Below are 13282 nucleotides of genomic sequence, written 5' to 3' on the forward strand. Positions count from 1 at the left end.
AACGCGTACACGTCCACGGACATGACGGTGTACTACGAGGACTTCGCCGCCGAGGCCCTCGAGACGGTGTTGGACCTGGAGTCGGACCGGATGCGCTCGCTGCGCATCAACGACGAGGCCCTCACCAGCGAGCGCCAGGTGGTGATGGAGGAGCGCCGCGTCCGGGTGGACAACGACATCACCGGGACGATGGACGAGGAGCTGGGCACGCTCGTGTGGAAGGCGCACGCCTACCGCTGGCCCGTCATCGGGTGGATGAAGGACATCGAGAACATCACCCGCAAGGACTGCGAGCAGTACTTCCGCACCTACTACGCGCCCAACAACGCGGTGCTCTACATCTGCGGGGCCATTGATCCGAAGAAGACGCTGGCGCTGGTGCGCCGCTACTACGGCGACATCCCCAAGGGCCCCACGCCCGAGCCCGTGCTCAACGCCGAGCCGGAGCAGAAGGGCGAGCGCCGCGCCGAGGTGCGCCACCCCGCCCAGTCCCCCGCGCTGATGATCGCCTTCCGCGGCCCGGCGGCGCGCGACGAGGACACGCTCGTGCTGGACATCATCCAGTACGCGCTGACGAAGGGCGAGGGCAGCCGGCTGGTGAAGAAGCTCGTCTACGACACGCAGCTGGCCATCTCGGTGATGGTGGACTGGGGCTGGCGGGTGGATCCGGGGGCGATCATCGTCTACCTGGAGCTCAAGCCGGACTCGGAGCCGCGCAAGGTGGAGGAGGCCCTCTACGCGGAGCTGGCGCGCGTGGCCAGCGAGGGCCTGACGGAGCGCGAGCTGCAGAAGGCGAAGAACAACCTGCGCGCGGATCACCTCCGGGAGCTGGCGACCAACAGCGGGCGCGCCCACGCCATGGGCCACTACGAGATGCTGCTCGGCTCGTGGCAGGACGGGCTGTCGCTGCCCTCGGTGTACGCGACCACCACCAACGAGCGGGTGAAGCAAGTGGCCGCGAAGTACTTCCAGCCCGAGCGCCGCTCCGTGGTGACGCTCATTCCCGCCGCGGATGGAACGACCGACGGAGCAGACAGCGCAGACGGAAAGGACGTCGAGTAGATGGCCACCCGAGCCACGAGCAAGAAGAAGGCGACTCCCACCCCGGTGGCCCTGACGCTGCCCGAAGTCCACGAGAGCACCACCTCCAGCGGGCTGAAGGTGCTGGCCGCCGAGCGCGGGCCCCTGCCGCTGGTGGCCGCGCGGCTCGTCATCCGCGCCGGCAGCTCCACGGATCCCAAGGACAAGCACGGCCTGGCGGACTTCACCGCGCGCCTGATGCGCCGGGGCACGGCGAAGCTGAGCGCGGACGAGATCGACGAGACGATCGAGTTCGTCGGCGCGAGCTTCTCGGTGGGGGCCAACGAGGATCTGCTGTCGCTCTTCGTCGTCACGCCCGCCGAGCACTTCCCGGCCATGCTGTCCATGCTGGGGCAGATCGTCCGCGAGCCCGCCTTCCCCGAGCGCGAGTTCGACATGGCGAAGATGCGGGCGCTGGCGGGCTTCGCCAATGACCTGGATGATCCGTCGGTGATCGCCGATCGCGCCTTAACGCGGGCGCTGTGGGGAGACCACCCGTACGGCCACGACGTGGGGGGCAGCACGCCGCACGTGCTCTCCTTCCAGCGCGAGGACGTGGTGCGCTTCCACCGGGAGCGGATGGGCCCTCGGGTGGCGCTGCTGACGGTGGTGGGCGCGGTGAGCCCGAGTCAGGTGAGGGAGGAGGCGGAGAAGGCCTTCGCCGGCTGGGAGGGCGGGCCGGAGTCACTGGCGGAGCTGCCGCCGGGCGACACGGTGGCCACGGGCCGGGTGCTGGTGGTGGACAAGCCGGAGCAGACGCAGTCGCAGGTGCGCATCGGCGGGCCGGGCTTCCGGATCGGCCATGCGGACTACTTCCCGTCCACGGCGATGAACATCGCGCTGGGCGGGGGCTTCACCTCGCGGCTGGTGAACGAGGTGCGCGTGGAGCGTGGCCTGACGTACGGCATCCACAGCTACTTCGAGACGATGAGCGCCGGGGGCGTGTTCGGCATCTCCACCTTCACCAAGACGGACAAGACGCGGGAGATCATCGACGTGTCGCTCGCCGAGGTGGCGAAGGTGCGCGAGGGCGGCATTCCCGCGGCCGAGCTGAAGAAGGCCCAGCGCTACCTGGCGGGGCTGTACCCGCTGCGCACGGAGACGAACGAGTCCGTGGCGGCCGTCATCAGCGACATGTACCTCAACGCGCTCGGGGACGACTGGGTGGAGAAGTTCCGCGAGCGGCTGCTGGCGGTGACGTCGAAGCAGACGGTGGCGGTGGCGTCGAAGTACCTCTTCCCCAAGCCGCCGCTCATCGTGGTGCTGGGGCGCGCCGAGGAGGTGAAGAAGCAGCTCAAGGGGCTGGGGCCCGTGACGGTGGTGCCCGCCACGGACTACCAGTGAGCGACGTCCGCGTTCTCTTCGAGGGCGCGGGCCTGCTCGCGGTGGACAAGCCGGCGGGGATGCTCGTCATCCCCGGGCGCGGCGAGGGCAGCGGGCCGTCCCTGCGCGAGGTGCTGGAGGAGAAGCTCGGGCGCAAGGTGTACGTGGTGCACCGGTTGGATCGCGACACCTCGGGGGTGATGGTGTTCGCCCTGGAGCCCGAGAAGCACCGGACGCTGTCGATGGCCTTCGAGTCCGGCAAGGTGCACAAGCGCTACCTGGCGCTGGTGGAGGGCCGGGTGGAGGCGCCGCGGGTGGTGGACGCGGCGCTGGTGCCCGCGCGCAAGGGGCGCATGCGGGTGGCTCGGCCGGGCGAGGAGGGCAAGCCCTCGCGCACGCGGGTGCGGCCGGTGGAGCTGTTCGCCGCGGCCTCGCTGGTGGAGGCCGAGCCCCTCACGGGCCGGACGCATCAGATCCGCGTGCACCTGCTCTCGCAAGGGCACCCGCTGCTGGTGGATCACCAGTACGGGCGGGACGAGCCCCTGCGAGCGAAGGAGCTGGGCGGGGAAGGGGAGGAGGAGGTGCTGGCGCGCACCCCGCTGCACGCGGCGAGGCTGGAGCTGCCAGCGCTGCCCGGGGTGGAGGCGCGAGCGCTGGAGTCCCCCCTGCCGGCGGACATGGCGCGGGCCGTGGAGCTGCTGCGCACGGCCCGCTGAGGCCCTCGGCCGCGCTACAGGCCCAGGTCCACGCCCAGGGTGCCGGGCGTCTCGTTGCGCATCAGCGCCCCACGGCTCTGGCTGAGCTGCTGGCCGCACAGGAGGTCCGCCCGCGAGTCGAAGCAGGGCAGGCTCGCGTTGGTGCGGTTGAGGGCGTAGATGCAGCGGGCGCCGTTGACGTCCCACTCCGCCTCGAACATCCAGTCCGCGCTGTCCTGCTGGACGCCGAGCTCATCGTAGAAATTGATGCGGTTGCCCGTCTTCGTGTAGCTCTGCCCGGTGCCGCAGTAGTCGGCGCGCACCATGCGCGTGCACGCCTGGTGGTAGGCCTCGAGCGGCGTGCCGTTGTAGCTGGCCCACGGCCGGTAGCCCCACAGCGCGCACTTGGCGATGGCGCCTCCCAGGCACGCGAAGGTGAAGCGCTGCGAGTCATTCGTCTTCGAGCCGCCACCCGCCACGCCCTGGCGGTAGTCCCACACACCCTCCAGGGGCAGGGCCTGTATCGCGCTGCCGGCGGCGTCCTGGCAGGTCGGGCGCCACACACCGTCCGTGCCGCGGTACTCCAGGCTGTAGAGGAGGACGTCCTCGTTGGGCACCGGGGCCGGGTTCATGCCGGTAATGCGCACCGGCACCGTGCTGCCATCGCCCAGGTTGCCCTGGAACTCGACGCCGACGAACTCCTCGCCCAGGTAGATGTTGCTGCCCTTGTGGCCATAGAAGGTCGTGCCCTCGAGCCACGCGTCATCGAGCGTCGCTCCTCCCTTCTTCGCCGGGTTGAAGTTCACGCTCACCATGAACTTCGACAGGTCGGAGCCGTTGAGATCCTTGCCGTTGAGATCCTTGCCGTTGAGGTCCTTGCCGTTGTCCACCGTCAGCGGGGCCTGGGTGAAGGAGCGGGGGGCCAGCTCCTCGGGGGCGAGGGAGTTGGCGCAGGCCGACAGCGACAGGGTAGCGGCGAGCCAGAAGCAGAGCGAGGACGGGCGCATGGGACTCCAGGGGGGAAGGGGCCGTCCCGAGGCTGGGGGGGGTGGAACGGCCTCGAGCCCCACTCCTACGTGAGTGGGGAGCACCTTGGCACTGGAGGGCGAGGCGGATGTCGTCGGGTGGACGCGGACGGTGTCCGCTGCCGGGCACTCAGGGGGCGGCGGGCGCATCCGCGCACAGGCGCATACCGACGTTGAGATCCCGGAAGCCGGGCTCGGGCGTCTCGCGGTTGGGGATGCGGGCAGTGCTGGAGGCGAAGTAGTAGCTGCCGCCGCGGGACACCGGGAGGCCGGGCTGGAGGACGGAGTCCATCCACTCGAAGACGTTGCCGGCCATGTCGTCCAGACCGAAGGGGCTGCGCGACTCGGGGTGGCGGCCCACCTCGTCCGGTCCGAAGCTGGCGCCCTCCTTGCCGTACGTCTCGTCGTAGTTGGCCTGGTGGGGCAGCAGCGTGTCGCCGTGGGGGAACTCGCGCTCGTCCGCGCCCCGGGCGGCCCGCTCCCACTCCCACTCCGTGCACAGCCGCGCGCCCGGGACGCGGCCCGTCTGGGCCAGCCACGCCGCGTAGGCCTTCGCATCCGTGTAGTCGATGGCGCCCACCGGCATGCGCCGCCAGTCCTGCTCCACCTGCCGCGAGCGCGGGGTGTAGCGGATGGGCTCTCCCTCGCGCGCCTCGTACGCCACCGAGTTGGGCTGGAAGCGCAGGTGCCAGTGCCCGTCCGGCAGCCGCTTCAGCTCCACCTCGGCGCTCACCGTGTTCACCGTGGTGCCATGGGGCGTGCGGCGTGTCCGCTCCTCCTCGGGCAGCGTCTCCAACCACGCCAGGTACTCGCCGTACGTCACCTCGGTGCGGGAGATGAGGTAGGGCCCCGTCTCCACCGCGTGCAGGGGCGCCGTGTCGAAGAACTGGCGGATGTCCTCGTCCGAGGCGGTGCCGGAGAGGAAGGTACCCCGTGGCACGTAGACGAAGCCCTCGGGGACGCGGGAGGTCTCCGGCAGGGCCAGCTCCACGGTGCGCTCGGCACCGGGCTCGGCGCGCAGCAGGTGGCGCACCGGAGCCCGCCCGGGGGCGCTCAGCTCCACCACCCAGGTGCCGCGCTCCAGGGAGAGTCCCTCCAGCGGAGTCCGGCCCGGGGACGAGGCGGGAGCGAGCACCCGCGCTCCTTCCTCGGTGGACTCGTAGCGGGCCAGGGACACCGTGGCCCCGGCGGGCGAGGTGCGCAGGTGCAGCCGCATGGGGGCCTCCCAGCGCGCCACGTGCTCGCCCGTGGGATCATGCAGGCGCATGCGCTGCAGCAGCTCGTCGCGAGCGCGGGGGCGGAAGGTGCTCTCGGCGAGCCCGGCGCGCTCGGAGAGCACGTCCAGGAAGGCCCGCCGCGTCTCCTCGCGACCCGGGTCGAGCACCAGCGCCTTCTCCAGCGCGTCACTGGCTCGGGCATAGGCCCGCTCCGTCTCCGTCTGGAGCCGGAGTGCCTCGGCCCAGCGCGGCCCGGCCTCCTGCTGCTTGCCGCCGTCGAAGAGGGCGAAGGACTCCGCCCGGGCCCGCTCCAGCGCGCCGTGCCGCTCGCGGGCGTGCTCCAGGCGGACCTGGGCCTCGGTGAGCTGGGCGCGCACCTGCCGCTCCAGGGTGTACCAGCCATTCACCCGCAGGCCGGCGTACACCAGCGCCAGCGAGGCGATGAAGCCCACGGCGAGCGCACGCGTGCGCAGCTTGCCGCGACGCATGCCCTGGCGCGAGGCCTCGAGGAAGGCGGCCTCGCGCACCGAGAGGCCCTCCAGGGTGAGGGGACGCACCTCGGCCAGGTGCCGGGCCCCCCACAGCGCCTCGCGAGAGCGCCCCATCCGCTCCCACTCGGCGGCGGCCCGCTCCAGCCGGGCGTGCAGCTGACGCGCCTCGTTGGCCTCGCTCAGCCACCGGGCGAGCCGGGCCCAGCCGGTGAGGAGCGCCTCGTGGGCGATGTCGAAGGTGGAGCCCTCCTCGGAGCGGCGAGCCACCACCAGTCGCGCGCGGATGAGCGCCTCCAGCGCGGCGCGCGAGGCCGGCTCCTGGCCGAGCAGCTCGGCCTCGGAGCGGCGGGCGCGGGTGCCGTCCACCGTGACGAGCCGCATGAGCAGCCGCCGCGCCGCCCCCTGCTGATCCGGCAGGAGCTGGTCGATGACACCATCCGCGTACCCGGCGAGCGCGCCATTGACGCCGCCGAGGGCCTCCAGGGCGGCCGCGGGGATGAGGCCCCGGGCCCGATCGCGTGCCTCCCACAGCTCGGCCAGGGTGAACTGGAGGAGCGGCAGGCTGCCCTCGGCGCGCAGGGTGGACTCCACCAGGGTGCCGATGAGGGCCTCGGACTCGAAGCGAGCGCCCTTGACGCGCGCGGGGCCCGTCACCACCTCGCGCACCTCGGCGCGGCCCAGGGGGCGCAGCAGGTAGAGGGCGCGCGAGAGGGCCTCGCCCAGGCCGGGCAGCACGCCGAGCCGGGTGAGGAAGTCGCTGCGGGCGGTGGCCAGCAGGCGCACCCCCGGCATGCCCGAGGCGAGCTGTCCCAGCAGCTCCGCGAGCTGCGCCGCCTCCGCCGGCTCGCTCAGGGTGATGAGCTCCTCGAGCTGATCCACGTGGAGGATCACCGCCCTGCGGGAGCCGCCGCCCAGGGAGGCGCGGAGGGCGCGCAGCAGCGTGGCGGGCTCGGCGCGGGCGAGCTGCTCGATGCGGGCCTCCTCCAGCGGGACGTGGGGGGCGAGCGCGGCGGCGAGGGCGACCACGGGGCGGCGGCCGGGCACCATGCGGGCCACGTTCCATTGGAAGCCGTCCTCCAGCGCGCCCTCCACCACCAGGGGCAGCACGCCGGCGAAGCACAGGGAGGACTTGCCCACCCCGGAGTCACCGGTGACGAGGACGAAGGGGCTGGCGCGCAGCCGCTCCACCACGGCGCGCACCTCCTGCCGGCGGCCGAAGAAGAGGGCGCGGTGCTCCTCCTGGAAGGCCTGCAGGCCGCGGTAGGGGTTGCCCTCGGGGATGCGCGCGGCGGTGTCGCCGGCCTTCAAGTCCTCCAGGGCCTCCAGCAGCTCGTCGGCGGAGGCGAAGCGCTCGGTGGGCTCCCGGCGCAGGGCACGCTCCACCACCGCCGCGAAGCGGGGCTCCACCTCCGGAGCGGCCTCGCACAGCGGACGCGCCTCCTCGGCCTGGAGGGCCTGGCGCAGCTCCTGGACGGGGACGTGGCGGAAGGGGCCCCGGCCGGCGGCGAGCTCGTAGAGCACCGCCCCCAGGGAGTAGAGGTCCGAGCGGACCGAGCCCGGCTCTCCGCGCCAGGCCTCGGGGGACATGAAGTAGGGCGTCCCCACGAGGGAGCCGTGGGTGAGCGAGGGCAGCTCGACGTCCGGAGGAGCGGGGCTCTCGTCGGGGACGGCGTCCGGCGCGGCGTCGGAAGCCGGGCCCGGCACGTCGTCGAGCAGCTTGGCCAGGCCGAAGTCCAGCAGCTTCACCTCGCCGGACTCCTCGAGGATGGCGTTGCCGGGCTTGAGATCCCGGTGGAGGACGTTGCGGCGGTGGGCAGCGGCGAGCCCGCGCGCCAGGTCGATGCCGATGTCCAGCACGCGCTCCCAAGGCTGGGGCCTGGGCAGCCGGTCCAGGGAGACGCCGCGGACGTACTCGGAGACGAGGTAGGGCTGCCCCTCGAACTGACCCGCGCGATAGAGGGTGGCGACGTTGGGGTGCTGGATGCGGGCGGTGGCGCGCGCCTCGATGAGGAAGCGAGCGAGGACGTCGTTATCGAGCGCGGGGATGAACTTCACCGCCACGGCGCGGTCGAGCAGCGTGTCGTGGGCGAGGTAGACGCGCCCGGTGCGCCCACGCCCGAGGGGCCGCAGCACCCGGTACTCGTCGAACTCCCGCGGTGGGTGCCAGCCCTCGTGGGGAGCGTTGGCCCTGGCGTTCACCGGACGCGCGACTTGCCTCCCGCCTTCTGGAGGAGGACGCGAATCTGGTCGGCCACCGTGTCCGGGAGGGCGGGCTTGGCGAGGAAGGCATCACAGCCGGCCTCCCGGGCCTGCTCGGTATGGATGGGGAGGACGTGGCCGGTGAGGGCCATCACGGGGATGTCGCGGGTGCGCTCGTCCTCCTTGAGCTGCCGGGTGGCCTCCCACCCGCTGAGCACGGGCAGCGACAGGTCCATGAGGATGACGTCCGGGTGGTGCTCCCGGGCGTAGTCGACGGCCTCCTGGCCGTCGCGAGCCGTCTGGACGTGGTAGCCGAGGAACTCGAGGTACTCGGCGTACATCTCGCGGGCGTCGTCGTAGTCATCCACCACGAGGACACTGAGGGACTCAGGAGGGGGGGCCTCTTCCGCGTCGGGCACTTCGGGCGGAGGGAGCTTGCGGGCGGCGTCCGTCATAGGGGGCCGCCCCATTCTGGCAGCAATCTCGGGTATTGGACACTGGCCGCCTGGCGGGGAAGGCCCCCGGGAATCATTTTCATATTTTCCTGGAAGACGAGTAAGCAAGGAACCCCTCGATAGTCAGGAGGTGGTTCATGCGGAGCTTCAGAACGGGTGTCCTCGCGTTGGTCGTCACTCTTGCGCTGGTGCCGGCGGTGGCAGCCGCGGGCCAGAGTTCCTTCGTGCGCTGGCAGGGGAGCCGAGGCGACTTCTCCTCGTGGCAGCGCAGCGGGGTGAGCCTCACGGCGGAGGGCTCGCTGCAGCTGGATCCCCAGACGGCCCCGGTCGGGACGGATCCCTATGCGCCCGGCGCCTACAACGGCGGCAACTTCTACAACGGGGGCAGCTTCCGCGTGGGCGAGGCCACCAGCCCCGTGATGGCCGCCGGCTTCGGCTTCCGCGAGGCCATCGCCTCCTGGGAGGCCGAGACTCCCGCTGGCACCTGGGTGGAGACGCAGATCCGCGCGCAGATCTCCGGCGTGTGGACCAAGTGGTACAACCTGGGCGTGTGGGCGGCGGACAGCACGACGGTGCGGCGCCACTCGGCGGGCTCCCAGTCGGACACCAATGCCTACGTGGGCATCGACACCCTGGTCGTCACGAACAAGAAGGCCTCGCCGACTGCCTTCCAGGTGAAGGTGCGGCTCTTCAGCGCGGATGGCATCGCCCTGCCGCGCGTGCGCGCCAGCGCCGTCACCGCCTCCACCTCGCCGGAGCGCAGCCCGGTCGGCTCCGTGGGCAATCCCGCCCTCTGGAACCAGGTGCTCGCCGTGCCCGAGTGCTCGCAGATGGTCTACCCGGATGGCGGTCAGGTCTGGTGCAGCCCCACCTCCACGGCCATGGTGCTCCGCTACTGGGCGGGGGATACGGGCGCCTGCGAGCCGCACGTGCGCGCGGCGGTCAGCGGCGTCTATGACTGGGTCTTCAAGGGCCACGGCAACTGGCCCTTCAACACCGCCTATGCCGCCACCAAGGGGCTCCAGTCCCACGTGACGCGCTTCACCACCCTGGCCCAGCTCGAGCCGTGGATCGCCGCGGGCGTCCCCGTCATCGTCAGCATCTCGTGGGGCAGCGGGGAGCTCACCGGAGCGCCCATCGCCTCGAGCGCTGGCCACCTCATGGTGGTGGTGGGCTTCGACGCGTCCGGCAACCCGGTGGTGAACGATCCGGCCGCCGCGAGCGACGCCGCCGTGCAGCGCACCTACCTGCGCTCCGAGTTTGAGCCCCTGTGGCTGAAGGCCTCCGCCGGCACGGCCTACCTCAACTACCCCGCCGGCTGGCCGGTGCCCGCGCTCTAGGCCGCGCCCCGGCTGCGCTGGGCGAGCTGCTCGGCGATCGCCGGGACGGAACGGACCTCGGCCAGCGCGGGCTCCTGGCCGAGCGCCTCGAAGTCGTCGTAACCCGCCTTCAGCGCGCGCTCGAGCAAGTCCGTGGCCCGCTCCACGTGGCCGGCACGCGCGTAGTGACAGGCGGACTGGTACGCATCCTCCGCGCGCCCCGCGGCCTCGAAGGCGGTGGCGTAGAACTCCGCCGCCGCGCCGAAGTCACCCCGGGCCGACGCCACGTCCGCCAGCCGCGCGTTGCGCATGGCGGGCGTCTTCCAGGCGAACTCCCGGGCGATGCGCTCGGCCTCGTCCAGCCGCTGGGCCTTCGTCAGCAGGCGCACCGATAGCGCGGCGGCCTGATCCGAGGGCTCCTTCTCCACCGCGGCCAGCGCGTGGGGCAGGGCGCGATCCGGCATGCCCAGGGCGTTGAACGCCATGGCCAGACTGAAGGGACGCGCGGCCTGGGGCGGCTCCACCTTCTCCAGGTGGGACACAGCGGCGCGGGCATTGCCCTCGGTGAGCGACACCCAGGCGAGCAGATCCCGTGCCGCGTTGCTCTCCGGACCCGGCTTCGCCGCCGACAGCGCGAGGTGCCCCAGCCGGGCCGCCTCGGTCTCGTTGCCGGAGCGCAGGGCCTGCCAGGCGCGAGCGAGCGCGTCCGGCTCGAGCTCCGCGACCTTCACGGGCTTGAGGGGCTTGAGATCCCGCGTTGTCGAGAGGGCCTGGTAGCAGCCGTAGCCCATGAAGCCGAACATGAAGGCGGCGTAGAACATCCGGGAGCTGAGGGCCAGGAGCACCACGCCGGCGGAGGTGATGATGCCCAGCCAGAGGGCGATCCGTTGCCGGGTGGGCCCGAGCACGCCACCCGCCACGTGGCCTCCATCCAGCGGAGGCACTGGCAGCAGGTTGATGATGCCCCACCCGAAGTTCACCCACATCAGATCCCGGAAGATGACGAAGGTCATCAGGCTGCGCGGGGGAGCCAGGTGGTTGACGGCCAGGATGATGCCACCGAAAAGGAAGCCCGCGAGGGGCCCGGCGGCGGCGACGGCCACGCTCCGCCAGCGGCTCAGGCCCTGGTGGTAGCAGAGGCCGCCCATGGAATAGAGGCGGATGCTCGCCCAGCCGCTGCCCAGGCTCATGGACACCAGCGCGTGTCCCAGCTCGTGGATGAGGATGGACACGAAGCAGACGCCCACCCAGGAGAGGATCTGGGGCACGCCCCGGGCTCCGACCATCCCGAAGAGGGCCGTCACCAGCCAGAAGCTTGGTTCGATCACGACCGGGATGCGGCCGAGCGAGAAGTGCCAGGAGAAGGGGGGAGAGGAATCCGTGCTCATGTGCCTCGTGACTCAGTGCTTCGGGTCCACCCGGAACGCATTGGAATAGGTCTCTCTTCCTTCCTCGTCTTCCAGGCGGAGGAGGATGTTACCGGGGGTGTTGATCTCGAGCTCTTGCCGCCGCACGCCGTTGGCGAAGGGGCCGCTCTGGAAGCGGGTGGAGGGAGCATTGCCCTGTAACCACAGGATGCTCAGCGTCACCGTCCCCTCGAACTGCTCCGCGTCCGTGCCCGAGGCATGGATGGTGACGATGAAGGGCCGGTCCTGGATCTGGGGGCCGATGGACTCGACCCAGAAGCCGACGGAGGGCCGCACCCGCCAGGCCTGGGCGAGGGTGGCCTCGCGCCCGTCCGGCAGCGACACCCGGATGTCGTGGGTGCCCACGCCCAGGCCCGGGGGCACGGTGCCCTCGAAACGGCCCTCGCCGAGGTAGCGCTCCAGCGGCACCGTCTGCGAGCCCACCTGAAGGGTCGGCTGGTCGAGCAGCCGTGCCGTCTGCGCGCTGTAGTCCACGAGGAAGCGGGGATCCAGATCCAGCTCCACGGTGACGGTCTTGGCCTCGGCGGCGCTCTGCTGCGTGGGCGCGATGGAGAGGATGCGCAGCTCCGACGGTGAAGAGGGCTTCTCGGGCTCGCACGCGCACAGCAGCGCCACGAGCAGGGTCGACAGGACCTTTCTCATAACGCGTACCTCACTCCCACGCAGAGGGACAGGCCGCCGGGCCGGGCCTTGATCTGCGTCGTCTCGGCGTCGGCGAAGCTGCCGCGCAGCTCGACCAGGGCGCTCACCACCCCGAGGTTCCAGGCCGCCTGGGCGCCGAGGAAGCCCGTGAACGTCCTCCCCGACTCGGTGTTCGCACCGGGGAAGAACTCGCTCGTCGTCTCCTGCTCGAAGTGCATCATCCCGGCGCCCGCGCGGCCGTAGAGCGAGAGGGGACCGCGCTCGAAGGCGAGGACCCGGGCGGAGAGCAGCAGCGGCACGGCCACCATGCGCGCGTTCAGCGCCCCCAGCTCCGGGATGAGGGGCTGGCTCGTGGACCGGCGCAGCCCCACCTCGGCCTCCAGCGTGAACCGGCCGCCCAGCGGAGGCAGGCGATACCCCATGCCCACCGAGGCCAGCGGGCCGAGGTTGTCGCCGCCCGCGAAGAAGCCTCCGGCCAGCAGGTGGAGCGACAGGTTCTCGCGCTGGAGCCACGGCGCCCACCAGGCTGGCGCCACGGGCACCACGACCGGCGCGGGAGGAGGCTCCGGCGGGGCGACGTGCGCGACGATGGGCGCCGACACTGGGGCCATGATCCGCGCTCCGGCGGTCCCATCCTTCCGACGGGCATCCACCACCACGGCGCTCGCCGAGGGCTCGGGCTTCACGCGGAACACGCCCGGCGCCTCGGGCAGTGCCTCCACGCTCCCGCCCTGCACCTGCAGCTCCAGCTCCGCGAGCGGGGTAGGGGCCTCGCCCAGGACGAGCAACCACCCGCCCGTGTCCGGCGGGAGGACGTCGGGGCTGAGGAGGGCGAGCAGGGGCCGCTCGGGAGGCACGTCGAGCCGGGCGGTGCGATCGGTCTGCCGCCCCTTGGCGGTGGCCAGCACCCGGGCCTCGCGCACTCCGGGAGGCACCTCCACCTGCACCTGGGCGCGGCCCTTGCGGTTGGTGGTGACGGGGCCAAAGCGCATGTCGGCCACCTGCACCACCACCTGGGCTCCGGCCCCCACGTCCGTGGCCACGTCCAGCGTCGTGCGGCCCAACAGGGGGATGTGGACGGTGGTGACCTCGGGCGGAGCGGTGGGCGAGTCCACCCAGAAGGCCAGCACCGCCAGGAGCGGATAGCGGATGTCCGGAGCAACCCAGTGGTAGGCGTAGACACCCGGAGCGGTGGCGGGCAGCGGCTGGAGGCTGCCCGTGGACGCCATGGCCCGGAGCGGGGGCGTGCCGCGCGGCACCTGCACCTGCACCACCACCGTCGTGTCCCGGCCGAGCACCACCCGCGCGGGGGCGGCCGTCACCGGGAAGGGGGCCGCCTCCGCCAGGAGCGGCAGGGCGATCAACAACAGCAGGGGCAGGAGCGGCACTCGCATACGTGAGGGGACTTA

Annotated in this window: 10 protein-coding genes; 4 read left to right on the forward strand and 6 right to left on the reverse strand. The window is 71.9% G+C overall.

Annotated features, from left to right (window positions below; translation table 11 throughout):
* From VF697_RS10660 to VF697_RS10670, 3 genes are all read left to right on the forward strand, one after another.
* The coding region (locus VF697_RS10660; RefSeq protein WP_331093908.1) for a pitrilysin family protein at positions 1-1062 on the forward strand (1062 nt) is incomplete at its 5' end.
* A complete protein-coding gene (locus VF697_RS10665; RefSeq protein ID WP_331093910.1) occupies positions 1063-2424 on the forward strand; it encodes a pitrilysin family protein in 1362 nt (453 codons plus the stop codon). It abuts the gene before it with no gap.
* Complete coding sequence (locus VF697_RS10670; RefSeq protein WP_331093912.1) at positions 2421-3119, forward strand: RNA pseudouridine synthase; 699 nt, start codon at positions 2421-2423, stop codon at positions 3117-3119. Before VF697_RS10665 ends, VF697_RS10670 begins: the two co-directional genes overlap by 4 nt.
* A 14-nt stretch (positions 3120-3133) precedes the next feature.
* Here VF697_RS10670 and VF697_RS10675 read toward each other — a convergent pair whose 3' ends face one another.
* The 3 genes from VF697_RS10675 to VF697_RS10685 all read right to left on the reverse strand — a co-directional run bounded on the left by VF697_RS10675 (position 3134) and on the right by VF697_RS10685 (position 8485).
* On the reverse strand, positions 3134-4105 hold the full coding sequence (locus tag VF697_RS10675; RefSeq protein WP_331093914.1) for an ADYC domain-containing protein: 972 nt from the start codon (positions 4103-4105) through the stop codon (positions 3134-3136).
* Between the two features lie 148 nt (positions 4106-4253).
* Positions 4254-8030, reverse strand: a complete 3777-nt coding sequence (locus tag VF697_RS10680) for a protein kinase domain-containing protein (protein ID WP_331093916.1) — start codon at positions 8028-8030, stop codon at positions 4254-4256.
* A complete protein-coding gene (locus tag VF697_RS10685) occupies positions 8027-8485 on the reverse strand; it encodes a response regulator (RefSeq protein WP_331093918.1) in 459 nt (152 codons plus the stop codon). The genes VF697_RS10680 and VF697_RS10685 overlap by 4 nt, the downstream gene beginning before the upstream one ends.
* Before the next feature lie 137 nt (positions 8486-8622).
* On the opposite strand from VF697_RS10685, the gene VF697_RS10690 reads away from it, so the two are divergent.
* Positions 8623-9825: a peptidase C39 family protein gene (locus VF697_RS10690; protein WP_331093920.1), complete on the forward strand. Its 1203-nt coding sequence runs from the start codon at positions 8623-8625 to the stop codon at positions 9823-9825.
* Here the strand turns inward: VF697_RS10690 and VF697_RS10695 are convergent.
* Genes VF697_RS10695 through VF697_RS10705 form a run of 3 tightly spaced genes read right to left on the reverse strand, consistent with a single transcriptional unit; the run spans position 9822 to position 13267 of the window.
* Positions 9822-11192: a M50 family metallopeptidase gene (locus VF697_RS10695; RefSeq protein WP_331093922.1), complete on the reverse strand. Its 1371-nt coding sequence runs from the start codon at positions 11190-11192 to the stop codon at positions 9822-9824. The two genes, VF697_RS10690 and VF697_RS10695, sit on opposite strands and share 4 nt — an antisense overlap.
* Positions 11193-11204: 12 nt before the next feature.
* Positions 11205-11873 carry a hypothetical protein gene (locus VF697_RS10700; protein WP_331093923.1) on the reverse strand — a complete coding sequence of 223 codons (669 nt, stop codon included), beginning with the start codon at positions 11871-11873 and terminating at the stop codon, positions 11205-11207.
* The gene (locus VF697_RS10705) at positions 11870-13267 is read right to left on the reverse strand and encodes a hypothetical protein (protein ID WP_331093925.1); all 1398 of its coding nucleotides are present in this window, start codon (positions 13265-13267) and stop codon (positions 11870-11872) included. The genes VF697_RS10700 and VF697_RS10705 overlap by 4 nt, the downstream gene beginning before the upstream one ends.
* Between the last annotated feature and the right edge of the window lie 15 nt (positions 13268-13282).

It is taken from the genome of Archangium sp., from assembly GCF_036388035.1.
Taxonomy (GTDB): domain Bacteria; phylum Myxococcota; class Myxococcia; order Myxococcales; family Myxococcaceae; genus Archangium.

Coding starts and splice junctions, on each gene's coding strand:
- VF697_RS10665 (WP_331093910.1), top strand. CDS start 1,063: ATGGCCACCCGAGCCACGAGCAAGAAGAAGGCGACTCCCACCCCGGTG.
- VF697_RS10675 (WP_331093914.1), bottom strand. CDS start 4,105: ATGCGCCCGTCCTCGCTCTGCTTCTGGCTCGCCGCTACCCTGTCGCTG.
- VF697_RS10685 (WP_331093918.1), bottom strand. CDS start 8,485: ATGACGGACGCCGCCCGCAAGCTCCCTCCGCCCGAAGTGCCCGACGCG.
- VF697_RS10690 (WP_331093920.1), top strand. CDS start 8,623: ATGCGGAGCTTCAGAACGGGTGTCCTCGCGTTGGTCGTCACTCTTGCG.
- VF697_RS10695 (WP_331093922.1), bottom strand. CDS start 11,192: ATGAGCACGGATTCCTCTCCCCCCTTCTCCTGGCACTTCTCGCTCGGC.
- VF697_RS10700 (WP_331093923.1), bottom strand. CDS start 11,873: ATGAGAAAGGTCCTGTCGACCCTGCTCGTGGCGCTGCTGTGCGCGTGC.
- VF697_RS10705 (WP_331093925.1), bottom strand. CDS start 13,267: ATGCGAGTGCCGCTCCTGCCCCTGCTGTTGTTGATCGCCCTGCCGCTC.